The organism is Sphingomonas zeae (genome assembly GCF_014197135.1).
GTDB classification, from domain to species: domain Bacteria; phylum Pseudomonadota; class Alphaproteobacteria; order Sphingomonadales; family Sphingomonadaceae; genus Sphingomonas; species Sphingomonas zeae.
The window spans coordinates 311,517-332,708 of the sequence record NZ_JACIFA010000004.1 but is presented as its reverse complement, the minus strand read 5'-3'; the positions used below and the strand labels follow the sequence as shown (position 1 = coordinate 332,708).

At 66.8% G+C, this 21,192-nt stretch carries 20 protein-coding genes; 9 read left to right on the top strand and 11 right to left on the bottom strand.

Annotated elements, in window-relative coordinates; genetic code table 11:
• On the top strand, window positions 1-279 hold a 279-nt coding region (locus GGR45_RS08660; RefSeq protein WP_183988967.1), incomplete at its 5' end, for a transposase.
• A gap of 284 nt (window positions 280-563) precedes the next feature.
• Here the strand turns inward: GGR45_RS08660 and uvrC are convergent.
• Together uvrC and GGR45_RS08650 are read right to left on the bottom strand one after the other, a co-directional pair.
• Window positions 564-2,483: an excinuclease ABC subunit UvrC gene (uvrC, locus tag GGR45_RS08655; RefSeq protein ID WP_175311509.1), complete on the bottom strand. Its 1,920-nt coding sequence runs from the start codon at window positions 2,481-2,483 to the stop codon at window positions 564-566.
• Window positions 2,484-2,710: 227 nt separating this feature from the next.
• Window positions 2,711-3,031, bottom strand: a complete 321-nt coding sequence (locus GGR45_RS08650) for a DMT family transporter (protein WP_042484285.1) — start codon at window positions 3,029-3,031, stop codon at window positions 2,711-2,713.
• A 545-nt stretch (window positions 3,032-3,576) separates the two neighbouring features.
• Here GGR45_RS08650 and GGR45_RS08645 point away from each other — a divergent pair.
• Both GGR45_RS08645 and GGR45_RS08640 read left to right on the top strand, forming a co-directional pair.
• On the top strand, window positions 3,577-4,977 hold the full coding sequence (locus GGR45_RS08645) for a serine hydrolase domain-containing protein (protein ID WP_175311510.1): 1,401 nt from the start codon (window positions 3,577-3,579) through the stop codon (window positions 4,975-4,977).
• A complete protein-coding gene (locus GGR45_RS08640) occupies window positions 4,974-6,353 on the top strand; it encodes a leucyl aminopeptidase family protein (RefSeq protein ID WP_175311511.1) in 1,380 nt (459 codons plus the stop codon). The genes GGR45_RS08645 and GGR45_RS08640 overlap by 4 nt, the downstream gene beginning before the upstream one ends.
• 106 nt (window positions 6,354-6,459) lie before the next feature.
• On the opposite strand, the gene tpiA is transcribed toward GGR45_RS08640, so the two are convergent.
• Entirely contained in the window at window positions 6,460-7,206 is a 747-nt protein-coding gene (tpiA, locus tag GGR45_RS08635; RefSeq protein ID WP_175311512.1) for a triose-phosphate isomerase, read from the bottom strand.
• Window positions 7,207-7,341: 135 nt separating this feature from the next.
• Between tpiA and GGR45_RS08630 the strand changes: the two genes are divergently transcribed.
• On the top strand, window positions 7,342-9,288 hold the full coding sequence (locus GGR45_RS08630) for a peptidylprolyl isomerase (protein ID WP_175311513.1): 1,947 nt from the start codon (window positions 7,342-7,344) through the stop codon (window positions 9,286-9,288).
• Entirely contained in the window at window positions 9,275-10,780 is a 1,506-nt protein-coding gene (gene trpE, locus GGR45_RS08625) for an anthranilate synthase component I (RefSeq protein WP_175311514.1), read from the top strand. The genes GGR45_RS08630 and trpE overlap by 14 nt, the downstream gene beginning before the upstream one ends.
• Window positions 10,781-11,245: 465 nt before the next feature.
• Here trpE and GGR45_RS08620 read toward each other — a convergent pair whose 3' ends face one another.
• The 8 genes from GGR45_RS08620 to GGR45_RS08585 form a co-directional block, all read right to left on the bottom strand.
• The gene (locus GGR45_RS08620; protein ID WP_175311515.1) at window positions 11,246-11,905 is read right to left on the bottom strand and encodes a F0F1 ATP synthase subunit B family protein; all 660 of its coding nucleotides are present in this window, start codon (window positions 11,903-11,905) and stop codon (window positions 11,246-11,248) included.
• Window positions 11,898-12,392 (bottom strand): F0F1 ATP synthase subunit B family protein, encoded by a 495-nt coding sequence (locus GGR45_RS08615; RefSeq protein WP_175311516.1) that lies wholly within the window; start codon window positions 12,390-12,392, stop codon window positions 11,898-11,900. Before GGR45_RS08615 ends, GGR45_RS08620 begins: the two co-directional genes overlap by 8 nt.
• 59 nt (window positions 12,393-12,451) lie before the next feature.
• A complete protein-coding gene (locus GGR45_RS08610) occupies window positions 12,452-12,679 on the bottom strand; it encodes a F0F1 ATP synthase subunit C (protein ID WP_007406947.1) in 228 nt (75 codons plus the stop codon).
• A gap of 80 nt (window positions 12,680-12,759) precedes the next feature.
• Complete coding sequence (locus GGR45_RS08605) at window positions 12,760-13,551, bottom strand: F0F1 ATP synthase subunit A (protein ID WP_175311517.1); 792 nt, start codon at window positions 13,549-13,551, stop codon at window positions 12,760-12,762.
• Between the two features lie 33 nt (window positions 13,552-13,584).
• Window positions 13,585-13,902 carry an AtpZ/AtpI family protein gene (locus GGR45_RS08600; protein ID WP_175311518.1) on the bottom strand — a complete coding sequence of 106 codons (318 nt, stop codon included), beginning with the start codon at window positions 13,900-13,902 and terminating at the stop codon, window positions 13,585-13,587.
• 374 nt (window positions 13,903-14,276) lie between these two features.
• Window positions 14,277-14,657 carry a YdbL family probable chaperone protein gene (locus GGR45_RS08595; protein WP_175311519.1) on the bottom strand — a complete coding sequence of 127 codons (381 nt, stop codon included), beginning with the start codon at window positions 14,655-14,657 and terminating at the stop codon, window positions 14,277-14,279.
• A gap of 2 nt (window positions 14,658-14,659) precedes the next feature.
• Window positions 14,660-14,833, bottom strand: coding sequence for a YnbE family lipoprotein (locus GGR45_RS08590; protein WP_246358127.1), 174 nt, complete (start codon window positions 14,831-14,833; stop codon window positions 14,660-14,662).
• 44 nt (window positions 14,834-14,877) lie between these two features.
• A complete protein-coding gene (locus GGR45_RS08585) occupies window positions 14,878-18,087 on the bottom strand; it encodes an intermembrane phospholipid transport YdbH family protein (protein WP_285161276.1) in 3,210 nt (1,069 codons plus the stop codon).
• Window positions 18,088-18,193: 106 nt separating this feature from the next.
• On the opposite strand from GGR45_RS08585, the gene radC reads away from it, so the two are divergent.
• The 4 genes from radC (at window position 18,194) to GGR45_RS08565 (ending at window position 21,190) form a co-directional block, all read left to right on the top strand.
• Window positions 18,194-18,883, top strand: a complete 690-nt coding sequence (gene radC, locus GGR45_RS08580) for a RadC family protein (RefSeq protein ID WP_175311520.1) — start codon at window positions 18,194-18,196, stop codon at window positions 18,881-18,883.
• A 92-nt stretch (window positions 18,884-18,975) separates the two neighbouring features.
• On the top strand, window positions 18,976-19,950 hold the full coding sequence (locus GGR45_RS08575) for a hypothetical protein (RefSeq protein ID WP_183988966.1): 975 nt from the start codon (window positions 18,976-18,978) through the stop codon (window positions 19,948-19,950).
• Between the two features lie 65 nt (window positions 19,951-20,015).
• Window positions 20,016-20,591: an aminoacyl-tRNA hydrolase gene (gene pth, locus GGR45_RS08570; protein ID WP_175311522.1), complete on the top strand. Its 576-nt coding sequence runs from the start codon at window positions 20,016-20,018 to the stop codon at window positions 20,589-20,591.
• Entirely contained in the window at window positions 20,588-21,190 is a 603-nt protein-coding gene (locus GGR45_RS08565) for a TIGR02466 family protein (protein WP_175311523.1), read from the top strand. Before pth ends, GGR45_RS08565 begins: the two co-directional genes overlap by 4 nt.
• Window positions 21,191-21,192 lie beyond the last annotated feature (2 nt).

Genomic DNA, 21,192 nt, shown 5'->3' with positions numbered 1-21,192 from the left:
CTGCCGAAAGCGCAGTGGCTGCTAGGCGATCGCGGCTATGACGCCGACTGGTTCAGGGATGCTTTAAACGCCAAGGGCATTGAACCCTGCATCCCGGGTCGAAGGTCCCGCAACGAGCCGGTCAGATACGACAAGCGCCGCTATCGACGCCGCAGCCGCATCGAGATCATGTTCGGCCGCCTGAAAGACTGGCGCCGCGTCGCCACCCGCTACGATCGGTGCCCAACCGCCTTCTTCTCCGCCGTCGCCCTCGCTGCCACCATCATCTTCTGGCTTTGATCAACGAGTCCTGACCCTAGCTCAAGTTTGCGCCGATCATAAAATAAAAATTTCCAAGAAACATCCGGGAATAGGCGACCTTAATGAGGCACTTAAAGCAGCTAGCACGATCGACGTCCCGCAATGGCGTCATATATCCATGCTAGCTGACATCCGCAATATTTGCGACCACAACAAGCAGAAAGAGCCAACTGAATTGCAGGTGTCCGATCTGATTGATGGAACGGATAAGGTTATGAAGACCATTGCATAGCTTCATACATAGCGGTTCAGGATCAATACTTTTACCGGCTATGGTAAAAGTCGTACACCTGCTGCGCGACCGCCTGGCTGACCCCCGGCGCCTTGCGCAAGTCCTCCAGACTCGCGTTGCGCACCGCCCGGCCGGTGCCGAAGTGCATCAGCAACGCCTTCTTCCGCGCCGGGCCGATGCCGGGCACTTCGTCCAGCGGGCTCGCCCCCATGGCCTTGGCGCGTTTGTCGCGGTGCGCGCCGATCACGAAGCGGTGGACCTCGTCGCGTAACCGCTGGAGGTAGAAGAGCAGCGGCGCGTTGACCGGCAGCATCCGTTCGCTGCCGTCCATCATGTGAAAGACCTCGCGCCCCTCGCGGCCATGATGCGGCCCCTTGGCGACGCCAACCAGGCAGACATCCTCGATCCCCAGATCCTCCAGCACCGCCTTGGCCGCGTTCAACTGGCCGCGCCCGCCGTCGATCAGGACCAGGTCGGGCCAGGTCGCGTCGTCGCGATCCGGGTTCTCCTCCAGTTGGCGGGCGAAGCGGCGGCGGAAGACTTCGCGCATCATGCCGAAATCGTCGTTGGTCGCCGCCTCGTTCCCCTTGATGTTGAACTTGCGATACTGACCCTTCTGGAAACCCTCCGGCCCCGCCACGACCATCGCGCCCAGCGCATTGGTGCCCTGGATATGACTGTTGTCGTAGACCTCGATCCGCTGCGGCGGTTCGGACAGGTCGAAAAAGTCGGCGACCTCACGCAGCAGCTTGGCCTGGGTGGTCGACTCGGCCAGCCGCCGGTCGAGCGCCTCGACCGCGTTGCGCTTGGCCTGGTCGAGCAGGCGGCGGCGGTCGCCGCGCTGCGGCACGCTCAGCTGGACCTTGTACCCGGCCCGCTCGCCCAACGCCTCGGTCAGCAATTCACCTTCGGGCAGGTCGCGGTCGAGCAGGATCGTCTTGGCGGGCGGCACTTCCTCGTAAAATTGGGTGAGGAAGCTGGTCAGCACCTCCTCTTCGGGCACATCGGCGGTGTGCGCGGGGAAGAAGCTGCGATGCCCCCAATTCTGGCCGCCGCGGATGAAGAAGGCCTGGATGCCCATCACGCCCTCACGACACGCCAGCGCGAAGATGTCGGCGTCGCCCACACCCTCGGCGTTGATCGCCTGCGTGCCCTGGATGAAGGTCAACGCCTTCAGCCGGTCGCGCAGAATCGCGGCCAGCTCGAAGTCCATCGCTTCGGCCGCCGCCTGCATCTGCGCACCGAGCTTGGCCTGGACCTGGGTCGATTTGCCGCCGAGGAAGTTCTTGGCGTCGGCGACCAGCTCGGCATAGGCGGCCTCGTCGATCCGGCCGACGCAGGGCGCCGAGCAACGCTTGATCTGGTAGAGCAGGCACGGTCGGTCGCGCCCCTTGAAGAAGCTGTCGGTGCAGGAGCGGAGCAGGAACAGCTTTTGCAGCGCGTTCAGCGTGTTGTTGACGCTGCCCGCGCTGGCGAAGGGGCCGTAATAATTGCCGACCGCACGCCGCGCGCCGCGATGCTTCTGGATGCGCGGAAAGTCATGGTCGTTGCGCAACAGGATGAAGGGGAAACTCTTGTCGTCGCGCAGCAGGACGTTGAAGGCGGGGCGATAGCGCTTGATGAGTTGCGCCTCGAGCAGCAGCGCCTCGGCCTCGTTATTGGTCGTGACGATGGTCATCGACCGGGTCTGCGACACCATGCGTTGGAGGCGCTTCGGGAGGCGATCGACCTGGGTATAATTGGCGACGCGGTTCTTCAGCGCGCGCGCCTTGCCGATGTAGAGCACATCACCGCGCGCATCCTGCATCCGGTACACGCCGGGGCGCAGCGGCAAAGTCGCCAGCACGTTGCGGATCGCCGCCACCCCTGCCTTGAGATCGGGCGCATCGGCCCCTCGCAGCGTGAAGGTGGATTTCTCTTCGTTGAAGCGATCGACGGGAGGCTCGGACATCGCCGCCGATTTAGGAGCGCGGGGAGCGGATCGCTACCCTTTGAGCCTGTCTGGTTCACGCGAAGACGCGAAGGCGCGAAGGTTTTTGTTCGCGCAGAGGCGCGGAGGACGCAGAGGCGTTCCAAACGTGGCGATCGGGAGACCTTCTTCCTCTGCGCTCTCTGCGCCTCTGCGCCTCTGCGCGAACTACCTTCTTCGCGGCTTCGCGGCTTCGCGCGATCCTGATTTCAGCCCTGCGCGAAGAGTTTGGTCCCCATCACGCCGATAACGGTCAGGACCATGAAGCCCGCCTGGATCGGCGCGATCTTGTCGCCGAACACGATGGCCCCGCCAATCACGACGCCGACCGCGCCCAGTCCGGTCCACACCGCATAGGCCGTACCCGCCGGAAGCCCGCGCATGGCGAGCGCGAGCAGGCCCATATTCACGAAGCTGAGGATGATCGGCACGCTCGACGCCTGCCAGGTGGCGACGGTCGCCGCCCATTTCAGGCTGAGCGCCCAGCAAATCTCGGTAATCACGGCAATGCCCAGAATGACCCATGCCATCGGAGCGTCTCCTTGGTCACGGGCTCGGAGATATGGGCATCGTCGCCGGAAACCCGAAAGAGACGGCGATGCGGCCCCGCTCGGCCGAGCGGGGCTATGGATATGGCGGCCAGCGCGATGTGCCCCTTCATCACCGGGGCTGGCCCGGCGCTCTCCCTATGGAATGGGATGAAGGTATGCGGTGGCGGCGGAAGGCGTCCCGTACCCCCCTGAGGGTCTGGAGCCCGATAGGGCACGAGGGTCGCTTCCGCGCGAGTGAACGGCCTGAACTGTCGTGGCGAACTACCGATCTCGTACGACATGCACAAGAGCCATACCCAGGCCACAAGCGTCATCATGCCCCTATCGTCGTCGGGGCGGCCGGCGGGGGCAGCGCGGGCGGGCCGCCCCCTTGCACTCCCCTGCATGGCCCTTTCCGCGAAAACCCCGGCCTTTGCCGAGGCGGACAGAATCTATCGGCTCTCCAGCCAGTCGCGTCCCCCCACGCCGAAGTGCATGTCCACCACCCGTTGCGCCGCCACCGCAAACCTGCTTCCTTCGGCACCATGAGATATCCGACCCTGCTGGCAGCCGTCGCGCTGCTCGCCCCTGCCCCGCTTCTTGCCCAGGCCCTGACCCCGGCGGAAAATCAGAAGATCGATGCGCTGGTCACGAAGACGCTGGCCGATACCGGCGTCCCCTCTGCCTCGATCGCCGTCGTGCGTGGGGGCAAGATCGTCCTCGCCAAGGCTTATGGCAAACAGTTCGAAGGTCAGAAGGCGCCCGCCGACCCGAAGCTCCCCTACCAGATCGCGTCGGTCTCGAAGCAATTCACGGCCGCTGCCATTCAGCTGCTGGCCGATCAGGGCAAGCTTTCGCTCGACGACACTGTGTCCAAATACGTCCCCGGCATCACCGATGGCGACCAGATCACCCTTCGCCAGTTGCTGAGCCATACCTCGGGCCTGCGCGACTATTGGCCGCAGGATTACAGCTTCAAGGCCATGGCGACTCCGACCACCCCGCAGGGCATCGTCGACCGCTGGGCCAAGGCGCCGCTCGATTTCAAACCCGGCACGCAATGGCAATATTCCAACACCGGCTATGTCGTGGCGGGCATGATCGTCGAGAAGGTATCGGGTCAGCCGCTGCTCCAATTCCTCCAGACCCATGTCTTCCGCCCCTTGGGCATGCGCGCGCTGAATCAAGACAAGGCGGTCGGCCCCGGCTTCCCGCAGGGCTATTTGCGCCATGCGCTCGGCCCCGTTCGGGTCGAGACGCCGGCCGCCCCCGGCTGGCTCTATGCGGCTGGCGAGCTTTCCATGTCGCCGGAAGACCTTGCAAAATGGGACGTGGCGCGAATGAACCGCACGCTGCTGCCCCCCAAGGACTGGGACGAGCAGGAAACGCCGGTCAAGCTGACCGATGGCTCGAACACCAATTACGGGCTGGGCGTCGGCGTCGGCACCGCCGATGGCCGCCGCGTCGTCGAACATAGCGGCGAGGCGGTCGGCTTTCTGACCGAGAATATCGTCTATCCGGACGACAAGGCCGCCGTGGTCGTTGCGGTCAATGCCTGGTTCGCCGACGCGCAGAGCCGCATCGCCAAGGGAATTTCCGACATCGTCCTGCCCGCGCCCGAGGCCAGTGCCGAGGACGCCGCCGCGCTAGACCGGACCAAGCGAGTTTATGCGCAGCTTCAGACGGGCAATCTCGATCGGTCGTTGCTGACCGAAGATGCGGCCTATTATTTCACCCCGACGACGCTGGCCGATTACCGCACCAGCCTGTCGCCGCTGGGCGCACCGACCAAGATCGAGCAATCGGGCCGCACGCGTCTGCGCGGCGGGTTCGTCAACCGCTCCTACCGCGTGACCTATCCCGGCCGCATGCTGCGGATCAGCACCTATGCCGAGCCCGGCCCGAACGGCAGAATCGAACAATTTCTAGTGAGCCCCGCCGAATGATGGACTTTGCCCCCCTGCTCCAGCCCGATCGCGGCCAGCCCGCACGGTCAATCACCCTGCTGACGCCTGAGGGTTTCGGCGACTGGCTCGCGCGCCAGCCCGCCTCCACGCGCGCGCTGGCGACGGCGCAGCGTTTCGTGGCCAAGCCCGACACCCATCTGGTCCTGCCGCAGGACGACGAGGTCACAGTCGTCGCGGGCGTCGCGAACGCGGCCAAGCCCTGGGCGCTGGCCAAGCTGGCCGAGGCCCTGCCCGAAGGTCAGTATCGGCTCGACGGCGCGGAGGTGGGCGCCAACGCGCTGGGGTGGCTGCTCGGCCAGTATCGCTTCACCCGCTATCGCAAGGGGGACGACAATGGCCCCCGCGTGCTGCTGACCCGCGACGTCGCGCACCGGGACGAGGTGATCCGCATCGCCGCCGCAACCGCGCAGGTCCGTGACCTCGTCAATACCGGCGCGAGCGATCTCGGTCCGGCCGAGCTGGAGACCGAAGCGGCAGCGCTGGCCCGGGCCTATCATGCCCAGATTTCGGTGACGAGCGGCGAGACGCTGGCGCGCGACTATCCGATGATCCATGCGGTCGGCCAGGCCGCGACGCGCGAGCGCGCGCCCCGACTGATCGAGCTGCACTGGGGCGATCCCGCCCATCCTCGTATCGCGATCGTCGGCAAGGGCGTTTGCTTCGACACCGGCGGGCTGGACATCAAGCCCTCGGCCGGAATGCGCCTGATGAAGAAGGACATGGGCGGCGCGGCCCATGCGCTGGCGCTGGCTGGCCTCGTCATGGCGGCCCAGCTGCCGGTGCGGCTTCACCTGCTGATCCCCGCGGTCGAGAATGCGGTGTCGGCCGCGTCCTTCCGCCCCGGCGACATATTGCGGACCCGCAAGGGCCTGACGGTCGAGAATACCAACACCGATGCCGAAGGTCGCCTGATCCTGGGTGACGCGCTGACCCGCGCGGGGGAGGAGAAACCCGAACTGATCCTCGACTTCGCGACGCTGACCGGCGCGGCGCGGGTGGCGCTCGGCCCCGACCTGCCACCGCTGTTCACCGATGACGAGGCGCTGGCAGCGGACCTGATCGCGGCGGCGGGCGCGGAAGACGACCCGGTGTGGCGGATGCCGCTCTGGGACGGGTATGACGATATGCTCAAGTCCGACATCGCCGACATGGTCAATGCGCCGGACGGCGGCCTTGCGGGGGCGATCACGGCGGCGCTGTTCCTGCGGCGCTTCGTGCCAAAGGATACGGCCTGGGCGCATCTGGACGTGTTCGCGTGGCGCCCTTCGGGGAAAGCTGGGCGGCCCAAGGGGGGTGATGCCTATGCCCTGCGCGCGGCCTATGCGATGTTGAAGGGGCGGTATTCGGGGGCTTGAGGTTTCGGCGTGGCCTTCGACTACGCTCAGGCTAAACGGGGGGGTGAAATGATACCCAATACCCGTTCACGCTGAGCGACGTCGAAGCGCACGCCCCGAACCGCCGTTACAATCCCGACGCCGCCTCGATAATCGGCACGAACTTCGCCGCGGTCAGGCTCGCGCCGCCGACGAGCGCGCCGTCGACATTCTCGACCGCCAGCAGCGTGGCGGCATTCTCACCCGTCACCGAACCGCCATAGAGGATACGCACCCCGTCGGCGGCATCGCCGATCAGCATCCGCAACTTGGCGCGCGCGATGGCATGGATGCTGGCGATCTCGTCCACCGTCGGCGTCCGCCCGGTCCCGATCGCCCAGCGCGGCTCGTAAGCCAGCGTGAACCAGCTGCCATCCGCATTGTCGGGCACCGACTTCTCGATCTGCGCCTGCACGACACGCTCGGCGCGACCCGCATTGCGCTCCGCCTCGGTCTCGCCGCAGCACAGGATGACGTTCAGCCCCTGGCGATGCGCCGCCGCGGCCTTGGCCCAGGCGTCCTGGCTGGTTTCGCCCTGGTCAGCGCGCCGCTCCGAATGGCCGACGATGGTGAAGCTGGCCCCCGCTTCCTTCACCATGCCCGCCGAGACACAGCCGGTATGCGCCCCCGAGTCGCGTTCGTGGACATCCTCGGCCCCGATGGCGAGCGCAGGCGCGCGGTCGGCGGCGGGCGCGATCAGGGTGAACGGCACCGCGACCGCGACGTCGACGCCCGGTGCCGCCGCTGCGGCCTGCGCGATGGCGTCCAGCTCGGCAAGCGCCGCGCGCGAGCCGTTCATCTTCCAGTTGCCCGCCACCAATTTGCGCCGTGCCATATGAAGCTCCCCAACTGAGTCGCGTGTTATACGTGTTCAACACCGATAGCGTATCGTGGGCTTCGCACAAGCTTGATGCCGAGCCGCCTCGCCCCTAAAGCGGGCAGGTTTTTATTTCTTGCCGATCGGTCGTCCATGCTCAGCTTCTTCCGCCGGATCATCAATTCCAAGGCCGGCGTCGTCGTGACCTTCATCGTGCTTGGCGTGATCGCGATCGCGTTCGCCGCCGGTGACGTGTCCAATATCGCGGGGATGGCGGGCGGCCTGACCGGCTCCGAAGTCGCCAAGGTCGGCAGCGCGAAGGTGACCGCCAACGACCTGCGCACCGCCGCGCAGAACGAGGTTGCGGCCTATCGCCAGGAACAGCCGACGCTCGACATGGCGCAGTTCGTCGCGGCGGGCGGGTTCGAGGGCGTGCTCCAGCGCGAGGTCACGGGCCTGGCGCTCGAACAGTTCGGCAAGCAGCAGGGCATGGTCGTGTCGCGCCGCCTGGTCGATGGCCAGATCGCATCGATCCCGGCATTTCGCGGCCCCAATGGTCAGTTCGATCCGGCGCTCTACCAGCAGCTTCTGGCCCAGCGGAAGATGACCGACGCACAGGTCCGCACCGATATCGAGCGGTCTACCTTCGCGCAGCAACTGACCATCCCGACCATCGGTGCGACGCAGTTCGCGACGCAGATGGCACTGCCCTATGCCTCGCTGCTGCTCGAAAAGCGGCAGGGCGAGGTCGGCTATATCCCGACCCGTCTGGTGCCCGCAGGTCCGGCACCGAGCGATGCCGACATCCAGACCTTCTACACCCGCAACGTCCAGCGCTACACGCTGCCCGAGCGCCGTGTGGTCCGCTATGCCGTCGTCAATCCCGCCGCTGTCGCCGCCCAGTCGGTGCCGAGCGATGCGGAGATCGCACGTTATTATCAGAGCAATCAGTCGCGCTATGCCGCCACCCAGAAGCGCGACGTGACCCAGGTCATCGTCGCCGATCAGGCGGGTGCCAATGCGCTGGCCGCCAAGGCCAAGGGCGGCACCTCGCTGGCCGACGCCGCGCGCGCCGCCGGACTGGAGGCGTCGGTGCAGAAGGGCGTCGAAAAGGCCGCCTATGCCACGTCGAACTCGGCCGCCGTTGCCGACGCCGTGTTCGGCGCAGCCCCGGGCGCGGTTGTCGGTCCGGTTCGCGGGACGCTCGGCTTCGTCGTCGCCAAGGTCGATGCGATCACCCAGGTTCCCGGCAAGACGCTGGCCCAGGCCCGCCCGGAAATCGTCACCCAGCTGACCAAGCAGAAGCAGGCCGCGGCGTTGGGCGAGATGCGCAACGCGATCGAGGACGCCCTGTCGGGCAATGCCACGTTCGACGAGGTGGTCGCCGACCGCAAGCTCCAGGCACAGACCAGCCCGGCCGTGACCGCGCAAGGTGCGGCGCCCGAGGCCCCCACCTTCCAGCCGACGCCCGAACAGCGCGCGATGATCACCGCAGCCTTCACCGCCGAGGAAGGCGATGCCCCGCAGATCGTGCCGATCGGCCAGGATGGCGGCTTCGCAGTCGTTGGTGTCGGCCAGATCCAGCGCTCCGCTCCGCGTCCGCTGGCGCAGGTCCGTCAGCAGGTGATCGCCGACCTGACCGCCGATCGCGAACGCGCCGCCGCGCGCAAGCTGGCCAATGCCGTGCTCGCCAAGGTGAACAAGGGTATGCCGATGGCGCAGGCGCTGAAGGAAACCGGGCTGGCGGTGCCGCCGGTTCGCCCGATCGCCGCCTCGCGCCGCGATCTGGCCGCTGCGCAAAACTCGCCCGCCGCCGCGCCGCTCGCGCTGCTGTTCTCGATGCCGCAGAACAAGGCCCGGACGCTGGCCGCGCCGCAGAACGAGGGCTGGTACATCATCCGCGTGACCAAGATCGAACCGGGCAACGCGACCGGCAACGACGCCGCGATCCGCGCCGCGCGTGGTGATATCGGCCGCCTGATCGGCCGCGAATATGTCTCGCAGTTCGCGCGTGCGGTTCGCGACACGGTCGTCGTCAAGACCGATCCCAAGGCGATCGCCAAGGTCCGCTCTGAGCTGCTGAACAATGGGAGCAACTGAGCGCAGCGTCGCTGAGCGGCTGGCGGACGGCCAGCCGCAGCTGATCTGGCGTCGGCAGATCGCCGATACCGAAACGCCGGTCGCCGCCGCTTTGAAGCTGATCGAGCCGGGTCGCGGCGACTTCCTGCTCGAATCGGTCGAGGGCGGCGCGACGCGCGGGCGCTACAGCCTGATCGGCCTCGCCCCCGACCTCGTCTTCCGCGCCGAGGGTCATGCCGCCGCGATCAATCGCCACTGGGCGACCGACCGCGAGGCGTTCGAGCCGTGCGACGCGCCGACGCTGGCGGCTTTGCGCGCCCTGGTCGCCGAATGCCGCGCGGACGTGCCCGAAGGCCTGCCTTCGGCGCTCGCCTGTCTGGTCGGCTATTTCGGTTACGAGACGGTGGGACTGGTCGAGACGTTGCCCCAGCCCGAAGTCGATCCGCTTGGCCTGCCCGACATGATCTTCGTGCGGCCGACGGTCATTCTGGTCTTCGACCGGTTGGCCGATGCGCTCTACCTCGTCGCGCCGGTCTGGCCGGATGCGTCGCGCGATGCCACCCGGATGATCGCCGAGGCGGAAGAGCGGTTGCACGGCACCGCCGCGCGCCTCGCCACCTCGACCCTGCCCGCACCCGTGCGCGCGGAACTGCCCGAACCCGCTTACGAGCCCGCGCTCGCGCCGGGTCGCTATGCGGAAATGGTGGCGCGCGCGAAGGACTATATCCTCGCGGGCGATATCTTTCAGGTGGTGCTGGCGCAGCGCTTCTCTGCGCCCTTCACCCTGCCCCCGTTCGAGCTGTACCGCAGCCTGCGGCGGATCAACCCCTCGCCCTTCCTCTATCATCTCGACCTGCCGGGCTTTTCACTGATCGGATCGAGCCCTGAAATCCTGGTCCGTGTCCGCAATGACGAGGTGACGATCCGCCCGATCGCGGGCACCCGTCCTCGCGGCAAGACGCGGGCCGAGGATGCCGCCAACCGCGACAGCCTGCTCGCCGATCCCAAGGAACGCGCCGAGCATCTGATGCTGCTGGACCTAGGCCGCAACGATGTCGGCCGCGCCTCCACCGCAGGCAGCGTGCGCGTGACCGATAGCTATACGGTCGAATTCTACAGCCACGTCATGCACATCGTCTCCAACGTCGTCGGGCGGCTGGACGAAGACAAGGACGCGCTCGACGCGCTGTTCGCAGGGTTCCCGGCGGGCACGGTCAGCGGCGCGCCCAAGGTCCGCGCCTGCCAGATCATCGCCGAACTGGAGCCCGAGCGGCGCGGTCCTTACGCGGGCGGTGTGGGCTATTTTTCACCCGACGGCTCGATGGATTCGTGCATCGTGCTGCGGACCGCGGTGGTCAAGGACGGCACCATCCATGTTCAGGCGGGCGCGGGGATCGTCGCCGACAGCGACCCGGCCTATGAGCAGCGCGAATGCGAGGCCAAGGCCGGCGCGATGCTCGCAGCCGCCCGCGATGCGGTCGCGCGTGCGGGCGAAGGACGTTTCGGTCAGTAAAGGGGGACGGCGATCCGCTGCGACCTGCCCGTGTCATGGCAGTCGCGGCGAAGAGCGGGATCGGTGGGCGTTTGAAGCCCTATGGCCAGCCAGCCTCTCCATCGGCGAAACGCCGCATAATCTCCGCAATCGCTCAGGCCATGATGACACGAAGCGGATCCGGCAAGCCCGTCCTCAGGGACGGGTCAATTGCCAGGAATCGCCATGTTATAGGAACTTCGGCCTCGATCGATCTGCCTGACCGGCCGATCGCCGACCTCGTCTGACGATGGGGCCGTGTCTGAATAGGCCGGGGCAATGGGCGAAAGCTCTGCCAACCGCTTCATAGCGTGACCTTCGCCATTTCCCGATGCATCCCCCGCCCTGACGGCCATGCACGACGGAATGGACAGGGAAGGCGGTTTAAACGACAGAACCGCGCCTCGGCTTCCCGAAGCGCGGTCCTGTATCCGGCCCTGAAGCCGATCAGTTCGGGCGACCGAGCCCCGCGATCGTGCGGTCGATCATGATCCGATCGGCGTCGGCCGAGTGGTGCTCGGCGATCAGCAGACCGGCGGCCTTGGCGGCGGCTTCGGCAGCGCGGGCGCGGACCTCGGCCAGGGCGGCGCGCTCGGCCGCGGCGATCTTGTCCTCGGCCATCTTGGCGCGACGCTCCATCAGCGCCTCGGCATCGGCCTTCGCCTTGCTGAGCAACTGCCCCGCCTCATGCTGGGCCTGAACGCGCATCGCTTCGGCATCGGCATGGGCCGCCTTCGCCTTGGCCTCATACTCGGCCTTCAGCGCTTCGGCTTCCTGGCGCAGCTTGGTCGCTTCGTCGAGCTGGGCGCGGATACCGGCGATCTTCTGGTCGAGCGAACGCCCGATCATCGCGGGCACCTTCTTGACCAGCATCCCGATCAGCACGACCAAGGCGGCAAGCGCCACCCAGCCGGTCGAATCGAAACCCAGCGCGGTCGGGCTGGCATGATGCTCGGCCTCGGCAGGGGCGATCGTGTTACCGGTAAGCCCATCGGCTTCGCGGATCGGCGTCTGCGTCATGCCCTCGGCCGACGCGGCGTCGGCCAGGTTCTGCGCGACCAGCGCATCGGCATTGGCCGCTGCGCCGCTTGCGGAATGATTAGCCATGCGCGCTCACCTTTCGCACCGCCTCGGCCGCCGCATCCTCGCCCACATGGACGCCGGACAGCTTGGCGACGAGATCGCGCGCGGCTTCCGCCGCCACGGACTGAAGATTGGCCATCGCCGCCACCTTGGCATTGGCGATCGCCAGGTCGTGATGACCCAGACGCTCGGACAGGTCGGCATCCGCCGCCTTGACCTGCGCCTCGAAGGCTTGCGTGGCGCGCGCCTTGGCAGCGTTGGTCTCCGCGATCGCGGCGACACGGGCGGCGTCCATCTCGGCCCGCCATGCCGCCTCGACCCGGTCGGCCTCGGCCCGCGCGGCCTCCGCCGCCGCCAGATCGCCGGCGATACGGCCTTCGCGAGCGTCGACGGTCGCCTGAATCTTGGGCACCATCCCACGACCGACCACGAAATACAGCAGGCCGAAGGTGATCAGGAGCCAGAAGATCTGCGACGCATAGGTCGCACTGATCTGTGCTATCTGGGGCATGGAGTCCTCGTTGCCATATCAACCGGGCGACACAAGCGCCGCCCGGCCGATCCGAATGATTAGGCGACGAACACCAGGATGATCATCGTCACGAAGGCGAGCAGGCCCAGAAGCTCGGCACCGGCGAAACCGATGAACAGGCGGCCCTGCTGGCTGTCCGCCGCACCCGGATTGCGCAGCGCGCCTTCGAGGAACTTGGCGAACACGTTGCCCACGCCGAGCGAGGCGATGCCCATGCCGATAGCGGCCAGACCGGCACCGATCAGCTTCGCGGCTTCTGCGTCCATTTCAATCACTCCAGTTCAAAAGGGTCGTTTGGGTATTCAAAATCAGCGTCGAGGCCATCCGCCCGATCCGGCTCCCCGGATCAGTGCAAATTGACCGCGTCGTTCAGATAGACCGAGGTCAGCAGCGCGAAGACATAGGCCTGGATCGCGGCGACCAGCAGTTCGAGAAGCGTGATGCCGATCATCAGCAGGAAGCTCGGCAGGGTGATGAGCACGGCGTAACCGGGACCCATGTTGATGCCGTTGATGACGAAGGCGGCGAGAACCTTCAGCAGGATGTGCCCCGCGGTCATCGCGACGAACAGTCGCAGACCCAGCGAGAAGGGGCGCACCAAGAAGCTCATCAGCTCGACCACGAAGATCAGCGGGATCATGAGCTTGGGCGTACCGTGCGGCACGAACAGCGCGAAGAAGTGGAAGCCGTGACGACCGAAGCCGACGATCAGCACGATCGCGAACGAGATCAGCGCAAGCACGCCGGTCACGGTCACGTGGCTGGTCACGGTGAAGGGATGGACACCCGGCACGACGCCGAAGGGCAGCAGGCCCAGCACGTTGGCGAACAGGATGAACATGAACAGCGAGAAGACGTAGGGCAGGAAGCGCTTGCCCTCGGGGCCGATGTTCGACGTCAGCATCGAATTGACGAAGCCCGTGAAGCCCTCGACCGCCGCCTGCCAGCGACCGGGGACCAGATCGCGCTTCATGCCGCCGATCATGAAGATCCACAGCGCGGCCAGCGTCACCACCATCCACAGAGCGGAATTGGTGAAGGAAAGGTCGTAGCCGCCGACCACCCAATGCCGACCGAGCACCGGCTCGATCAGGAACTGGTGCATCGGATCAATCTTGCCGCCCGATTCTGCCGCCACGCTGCTTCGTTCCCACATATGACGAACGCCCGGTTACTCCGGGCGTTCGCCAGAAATCCGAATGATCTGCCTGAACGCCACGCCGATTCCAAGGAACAGCATGACGATCAAGGCCCAGGGTGCGGTGCCGAACCAGCGGTCGAAAAGCCAGCCGATCAACGCACTGCCGACAAGACTTCCGATCAGCGCGGAGATGACGCGGCTGCCCTGGGAATAACCCCTGTCGGCGTCCACCTTCACCCCCTGCCGCGCTGCGCCTTCCGCTTTCGCCTTAGCCAGTCGCTGATCCAGCGCGGCCAGACGCGGATCGTCCGCATCGCCAAAGTCCTGTCCGGGTTCCTTCTCCGCCACGCCGCCACCCTCACCTGTTTTCGTCACCGAAGGGAGAATGCGCGCGAACGGCGAGCGACCCCGCCAAGGCGAGGTCCGTTTAGAAAGCCCCTCCCCCCAAGTCAACCGCCTGGGGGTGGGCTTGTGACAGATGCGTTAAGCATTGTTGCTGGGGAGTGACAGAGGGACGCCATTGCCCTTTCCACTTCCCTTCTCCCATAGGCCCCCTTCTTCTCCCCTCCCGCAAGCGGGAGGGGTCGGGGGAGGGCTGGCGCTATCCGCGAGGCAAAAGGTCTCGGTTAGAGGGCTAGGCGCGTCTCAAAACCGCTCGTCCTGTCGCCGTCGGAGTCCCCTCCCCCAGCCCCTCCCGCCTGCGGGAGGGGAGGAAGAAGAAGTTACACGCAGGCCGGGGCGCGCTCGGGTGCTGCGGCCGTGCGGGTCTTCCACACGCCCTCGGGGGTCTTGTACTTCTCGCCGCTCGCGGTCTGCGCGATCAGGTTGCAGCCGCTGGTAAAGGCCATCTGCTCGACGGTCGCGCCGCTGGCCTGCGCCTTTTGGGTATAGGCGGCCTTGCGCTGGATGTTGATGCTGTTGACCAGGGTGCGCAGCGCAGGCGTCGCCGCGCCGACGATGCCCAGATAACCGTCGGGCTGTTCGCCGACCAACCCCTCGGCGCGCGCGGCGGCATAGGCCGGGTCTCGCTGCGCCATCGCCATGCCCGACACGCCCAGCAGCGCCACCGCACCGAGCGCCAGGATCACCGTCTTTACCTTCATGATTAGAATATCCCCGGATTCTGCTGGATCAGCGATTTGGCCTCGCCATCCAGGCGATATACCACTTCCTGCGTCACATTGATGTTCAGATTGATCTCGATCGGCTTGTCGGGCGCGGAGATGTTGACGCATCCTCCGCTCAGCAAGGTCAGCGCGACCGGCATCCATCGTGTCATCGTCAAGATCGGCATTCTGTCCTGCATTTTCAATCCTGTTACGGTCATGGCACGGTCTCGCTTGCCGAAGGCTGAATGGGGGCCGGAGTGGTCGTTGCGGGCGGCGCGGCCCGCTTGTTCTGCTCTTCCAGAAGTGCTGGCAGGTTGCGCTGGATCAGGCGGCGCGGGTCGTAGAAGGACTGCGCCGAATCGAGCAGCCCGCGGAAGGGCGCCTTGATCCGCACGTTGAACACGAAGGGCAGGCGTTGCAGCCGCCGGATGATGAAGTTGGACTTGGCCCCTTTGCCCTGGCTGATCCCGGCGAAGCGGACATCGGTCACCATCTCGCCCGCCAGCGGTCCGTTCATGTCGATCCGAAGCGAACGATAGTTGAGCGAGCGCAGCGCCCCGAACGCCAGATTGCCCCAGAAGCCCAGATCTTTCTGACTGATCTCACCCAGATAGGCGATGCTGCCGCCACCGGGTCGCACGATCAAGCGACCACCCTCGATCCGCCCGCCACGCTCGTCGAAGATCATCGGCAGGGTGCCGTCGAAGACGCCGGTGGCGTTCAGATTCTGGAAGTCGAACTGAAGCAGGAACTGGTCGGCGGCGGCCCCCTCGACATGGAAGGTCATACGCCGTTCGACCGGCTGCGAGAAGTCGAGCAAGGTCGGATCGAGGGTCAGCGTGCCGCCAGCAAAGGGCCAGCTGCCGCTCTCGACCTTCACCCGCGCGCCCGACAAAGTCTGATAGCGGATGACGCCGTTGGTCACCTGGATGCCCGGATTGATCGTCTTGACCGTCGCCACCTGCCCCGGCGCACTCTCCAGCGCGAGCAGATCGGTAAAGTCGATCGTCCCCGCAATGCCGCTGACCGGGCCGAGCGCGGCGGCCAGATCGATCCCGTCGGTGCCGAATCGCCCGGTCGAACGCACGCCGTTGGCGTCCCAGGCGATATGACCACTCCCGTTGATCGGCCCGCGCACATCCTCGATCACGCCCTTCGTCACCGGGGTCAGCAATTCGGGCTGGAATTCCTTGGTGAAGGTGATGCCAGGCACGCTCAGATCGGCCTCTCCCGCGCCCCGGTCGAGCGCATGGGTGATGGTGACGTCGGCGACCTTCACATTCTTCGTCGGCTCGAACAGCACGCCCTTGGCGTCGATGCGGCTGCCCGCCAGCGTCAGCACGACGTCGCGCGCCGCCATGGGCAGGAAGCGCGGCGAGTCGGCGCGCGCGTCGCGCACCTGAAGCGCGCCGTTCAGGGTCAGGACGCCGCCCGCCAGCCGCCAGTCGCCGCCCGCCTCGCCGAGCAGCAGCGGCACCTGCCCGACCTGCCCCGCACCACCGGTGAACTGGCCGACGATATCGTCCGGCGTGATCCGGCCGTTCACCTCGGTGGCGTCGATCCGGGTGGGCGCTTCGGGGCGGCCGATGCTGGTCTGCACGCCGGTCAGGATGAAGCTGCGGTCGGCCAGCGCGAAGCGGGTGGTGCCCGCCGCCAGCGTCAGCGGGCTGCCACCGATCTGCCCGACCAGCTTCGTCGCCCCCAATGATGCGCCGCCGCTCACCTGCGCGCCGTCCAGCCGGGCCAGCGCGCCGTCCAGCGGACAGAGCCGCGTGGCCACCCGCGCCAGCCTCAAGCCCGACAGCGCGAACCGGTCGATCGCCAGCGGCTGGCATGTGGGATTGACCAGCAAGCGCCGTCCGCCATCCCAGCGCGCCGCGATCGGCAGGACCAGTCCGTCGATCCGCCCGCCGCTGATCGGCCCCGACAGCGCGACGCGGGTCGTCACCTGGGTTTCGCCATTGGCGGCGGAGCGGAACACCAGCCGGTCGAAGGCCAAAGCCGCGCCGCCCGCCTGATAGCGCGCCAACTCGGCCGTCCCGCGTATCGGCTGTTTCGGCCCATCCTGTTGCAGCGTCGCGCGCAGACCGGGCAGGCCGCCGCCGCTCATCGCGGCCTGCGTATCGATGCGCAGCCCGCGTGCATCATAGGCCAGCCCGGAACCACCGGCGAAGGCCAGCCGCCCGCCGCTGGCCGAGGCGATGGTCAGGCGCGGCACCCGTACCGCAAAGCCGGGACCATGCGGCCCGCGATCGCTATCGATCGCCAGCGCCATGTCGGCGGCGAAGCGGCGACCGGCCCGAACCGCCGCCTGGCTCATGGCGCGCAGCACCGGCCCGACCGGCGTGCCCGCCGCCGCCTCGCCCGCCTTCAAGATGGGGGCCAGCGTGGCAGACGATGCCTGCGCCCCGCTCACCTGCGCCTGCCCGTCGAAGCGGGTGGAGGGGCCGACCAGATAGCGGCCCGCGACCATCGCCCGTTCGGCCCTACCAAAGCGTGCCGCCACGTTGCGCGCCGCCACCTGTATCCGGCCTTGCGTGCCCTTGGCCGTGCCCGAAAAGTCAATCTTTCCGTCGATCGCGGCGGCGGCCATGACCGGGTGACGGATCACGCCGCTACCCACCGAAGCGCGCCCCTGCCAGCGGTCGAGCGCCGCGCCGAAGGTCACGTCGACCCGCGCCGCCAGATCGGCGACCGCCACCTCGCCACAGCGCAGATGGCCCAGCCGCAGCGGTCCGGTCAGCGTCGGCTGCTCGTGCACCACCCGCACGCGCAAGGGCGCGGCCAGCCCGGCCGCGACGCAATCGCCCATCACCAGCCGCGGCGCCACCGCCGCCATGCGCCCGGTAAAACCGTCGCTGAGCATCCCCTGCCCCGACAGGCTAAGTCCGACAACGCCGTGAGGCGTATCGAGCCGGATGCCGCCATCCTGCACCACCACGTCCAGCGCGGGCAACTGGAACGGCTTGCCCGATGCGCCGGTCGAACCCATCAGCTTGTCGAGCGTCCCCAGGCTGATCTTCCCGTCGACCAGCCGGCCGTGCAGCCGGACGCGTCCGGCGCGCACCCCCGTCACGACCGGCCCCGACAGGGTCATGCGGGTCCGCGCCTCCAGCCAGTCGGCGACGAGGTCGGGATGGCGTGGATCGCCCATCACCACATCGATCAGGCGCTGCCGCCCCAAACCCAGATCGGAAATCTTGTAGCGCGCGGGAACGCCGCGCTTCGCCAGTTCGCGGTCGAGCACATGCCCGGCCAGCGGCTTGCGCTCGATCCACAGCGCGATCAACGCGATGAGGATGACGAGAGCGATGCCGATCAGGACATATTGCAGACGGCGGAATCGTCGTGCGGGGCTCACAACCATGGCCGCGGGCGTTTCGATCTCCTCGCTCGCGCCCTCCACCCGATGCCACTCCCTCACTCTTGACCTGCGTCATAGCCGCCGGTTCCCGCGCCACGCAATCGCGCGAAGCCCGGCGACAGTTCCCCCCGGCCGCTTTATGCTGGCCAGCGACGGGGGGCGGGACATGCGCCAAGACAGCGACCTTCATGCCAGTGACCATGCCGGACATCGCGCGCGACTTCGCGACCGATTGCTGGGGGGCGGCGGATTGCTCGATCATGAACTGATCGAATATCTGCTGATGACCGCCATTCCGCGCCGCGACACCAAGCCGATCGCCAAGGCGCTGCTGCGCGAGTTTCACGACATCGGCGGCGTCCTGACCGCCGATCCGATCGCGCTCCAGCGGGTCGACGGGGTGGGCGAGACGGCGGCAGCGACGATCAAGATCGCCCAGGCCTGCGCGTTGCGGCTGGTTCAGGCGGAGGCGACGAAGCGCCCGGTCCTGTCCAACTGGCAAGCGCTGCTCGACTATCTCCATGCTGACATGGCGCATCATGGGGTGGAGCGGGTACGGGTGCTGCACCTCAACACCCGCAACATGCTGATCCGCGACGAACTGATGGGACAGGGCTCGGTCGACCAGGCGCCCGTCTATGTCCGCGAGGTGATCCGGCGCGCGATCGATTTCGGCTCGGCCGCGCTGATTCTGGTCCACAACCACCCGAGCGGCGATCCCTCGCCCAGCCGCGCCGATATCGACGTGACCCGCGCCATCGCCGAGGCGGGCAAGCGGCTGGGCATCACGGTGCATGACCATATCATCATCGGCACCTCCGGTCATGTCAGCCTGCGCGCGCAAGGGCTGATCTAGGGCCGGCGTCCGGCTTCCGGCACGTATCATTATGAACAGGCGGGTGTCGTCACTCGCTTGTCATCGCCGACGCGCTGCCGCATCCCGGCGTGATGACGTCCCCCGCCCGCCCCCGCCGCCTAGTGTGCGAGGTATTCGACCGCGCCATGCGCCGGGCGCGGAAATATGCGCACTGGCATGTGGCGCGGCGGGTTCTGGCGACGCCGCCCGTCATCCCCCGCAACGATGGGGTGATCGTCCTGTCGATGATCGGCACCCGCACGCTGATCCCCTATCTGGTGGCGATCAAATCCTTTCACCATCGCCTCGCCATGGGCCGGATCGTCCTGATCGACGACGGGAGCCTGACCGACAACGACCGGCGCATCCTGACGCAGCATTGCGGCGCGCCGCACATCATCCCGATCGCGACGATCGACACCGGCGATTGCCCGCGCGGGGGAACCTGGGAACGTTTGCTCACACTGCTCGACCTGCGCGCCGACCATTATGTCGTGCAGCTCGATTCAGACACCGTGACGCTGGGCGACATCGCCGAGGTCCGCGCGGCGATCGCCGACAATCACAACTTCATGCTGCTGGGCGGCCCCGACAGCCAGGCCGTCGGCATCCAGAGGCTGCCCGACTTCGTTCGGTGGAAATATCCCGGCGGCCCGGTGGCGCCACCCGCGCACATGCAGGCGCTGATAGAATCGCGCTATGCCGCCTATCCCGACGCGGATCGCCACTGCTACGTTCGTGCTTCGTCGGGATTCGCCGGGTTCGCGCGCGACGGCGCCAGCGGCCGCCGCGAGGCGACGACCTTCTCGCGCCATGCCGAACGGTTGGTCGGCATGGCGACCTGGTCTAAATGGGGCAGCGAGCAGGTGACGTCCAACTTCCTGCTGGCCAACGAACCGGACACCCGCATCCTGCCCTATTCCGGCTATTACAATTACTGGCGCACGCCCGTCACCGGCGATGAGCGACTGGTTCATTTCGTCGGCACCCATCGCTATTCCGATGGCGTCTATCGCCGCATGACCGCGCACGCGATCGACCGGCTGAAGCAGCCCCGCGCCGATTAGCGGCTTTGGCGTCCCGCCCGCCCGATGCTAGGGGCCTCCTTCGTAACGCGAATGAGGAACACCATATGCAGGTCTGGACCGGGCTGGGTAATCCGGGGCCGCAATATGCGATGCACCGCCACAATGTCGGCTTCATGGCGATGGACGCCATTGCCGAGGTGCACGATTTCGGCCCCGTGAAGAAGCAATTCCAGGGCTGGACCCAGGAAGGCCGGATCGGTGGGCAGAAAATCCTGCTGCTCAAACCCGCCACCTTCATGAACGAAAGCGGTCGCAGCGTCGGCGAGGCGCTACGCTTCTACAAACTCGGTATCGAGGCGCTGACCGTGTTCCACGACGAACTCGACATCGCCCCCTTTCGCGTCAAGGTGAAGACCGGCGGCGGCACCGCCGGGCATAACGGCCTGCGCTCGATCGACCAGCATCTGGGGCCGGACTTTCGCCGCGTGCGGCTGGGCATCGGCCATCCGGGGCACAAGGACCGCGTGACCGGCTATGTGCTGGGCAATTACGCCAAGGCGGAGATCGAACCGCTGTCCGACCTGCTGGGCGCGGTATCGGCGGAGGCGCACTGGCTGGCGGAGGGCGATGATGTGCGCTTCGTCAACGACGTCGCGCTGCGCATGGGGGATGCGGCATGAGTGTGCGGCGCCTGTTCGCCTCGCTGCTGTATGAGGATCAGTTGGACGACGCCGACCTGCTCGCCGAGATCGAACAAAGCTGCTGGGCATTGGCCGAGGATGACCGGGCCGGGCGGCGCTGGAGCAAGGAGCATGGCTATCGTGGCTATACTAGCTATGCCTCGCTGAACGACCTGCCGATCCGCGATCCCGTCTTCGCCGACCTGAAGAAGAAGCTCGACCGCCATGTCGCGCGCTTCGCCGAGGAATGCGCCTTCGACCTGGGCGGGCGCAAGCTGAAGCTCGACAGCCTATGGGTCAATGTCCTGAAGCCCGGTGGGCATCACTCGGCGCATATCCACCCGCATTCGGTCGTCTCCGGCACGCTCTATGTCGCCATGCCCAAGGGCTCGGGCGCGCTGAAGTTGGAGGACCCGCGCCTGCCGATGCTGATGGCCGCCCCGCCCCGCCGTCCCGACGCGCCCGACGATCTGGCGACTTTCGCCACCGCCGCGCCTGAGCCTGGCACCATATTGCTGTGGGAAAGCTGGTTACGGCACGAAGTCGTTCCTAACGCGGCCAAGGGCGAGCGGATCAGCGTCAGCTTCAACTATCGCTGATC

What these genes read in the sequence shown, in the direction of transcription:
- pth (WP_175311522.1), top strand. Translation starts at nt 20,016, where the DNA reads ATGCAGGTCTGGACCGGGCTGGGTAATCCGGGGCCGCAATATGCGATG.
- GGR45_RS08575 (WP_183988966.1), top strand. Translation starts at nt 18,976, where the DNA reads ATGACGTCCCCCGCCCGCCCCCGCCGCCTAGTGTGCGAGGTATTCGAC.
- GGR45_RS08610 (WP_007406947.1), bottom strand. Translation starts at nt 12,679, where the DNA reads ATGGACGCAGAAGCCGCGAAGCTGATCGGTGCCGGTCTGGCCGCTATC.
- uvrC (WP_175311509.1), bottom strand. Translation starts at nt 2,483, where the DNA reads ATGTCCGAGCCTCCCGTCGATCGCTTCAACGAAGAGAAATCCACCTTC.
- GGR45_RS08590 (WP_246358127.1), bottom strand. Translation starts at nt 14,833, where the DNA reads ATGACACGATGGATGCCGGTCGCGCTGACCTTGCTGAGCGGAGGATGC.
- tpiA (WP_175311512.1), bottom strand. Translation starts at nt 7,206, where the DNA reads ATGGCACGGCGCAAATTGGTGGCGGGCAACTGGAAGATGAACGGCTCG.
- trpE (WP_175311514.1), top strand. Translation starts at nt 9,275, where the DNA reads ATGGGAGCAACTGAGCGCAGCGTCGCTGAGCGGCTGGCGGACGGCCAG.
- GGR45_RS08615 (WP_175311516.1), bottom strand. Translation starts at nt 12,392, where the DNA reads ATGCCCCAGATAGCACAGATCAGTGCGACCTATGCGTCGCAGATCTTC.
- GGR45_RS08620 (WP_175311515.1), bottom strand. Translation starts at nt 11,905, where the DNA reads ATGGCTAATCATTCCGCAAGCGGCGCAGCGGCCAATGCCGATGCGCTG.
- GGR45_RS08630 (WP_175311513.1), top strand. Translation starts at nt 7,342, where the DNA reads ATGCTCAGCTTCTTCCGCCGGATCATCAATTCCAAGGCCGGCGTCGTC.
- GGR45_RS08650 (WP_042484285.1), bottom strand. Translation starts at nt 3,031, where the DNA reads ATGGCATGGGTCATTCTGGGCATTGCCGTGATTACCGAGATTTGCTGG.
- radC (WP_175311520.1), top strand. Translation starts at nt 18,194, where the DNA reads ATGCGCCAAGACAGCGACCTTCATGCCAGTGACCATGCCGGACATCGC.
- GGR45_RS08595 (WP_175311519.1), bottom strand. Translation starts at nt 14,657, where the DNA reads ATGAAGGTAAAGACGGTGATCCTGGCGCTCGGTGCGGTGGCGCTGCTG.
- GGR45_RS08640 (WP_175311511.1), top strand. Translation starts at nt 4,974, where the DNA reads ATGATGGACTTTGCCCCCCTGCTCCAGCCCGATCGCGGCCAGCCCGCA.
- GGR45_RS08645 (WP_175311510.1), top strand. Translation starts at nt 3,577, where the DNA reads ATGAGATATCCGACCCTGCTGGCAGCCGTCGCGCTGCTCGCCCCTGCC.
- GGR45_RS08565 (WP_175311523.1), top strand. Translation starts at nt 20,588, where the DNA reads ATGAGTGTGCGGCGCCTGTTCGCCTCGCTGCTGTATGAGGATCAGTTG.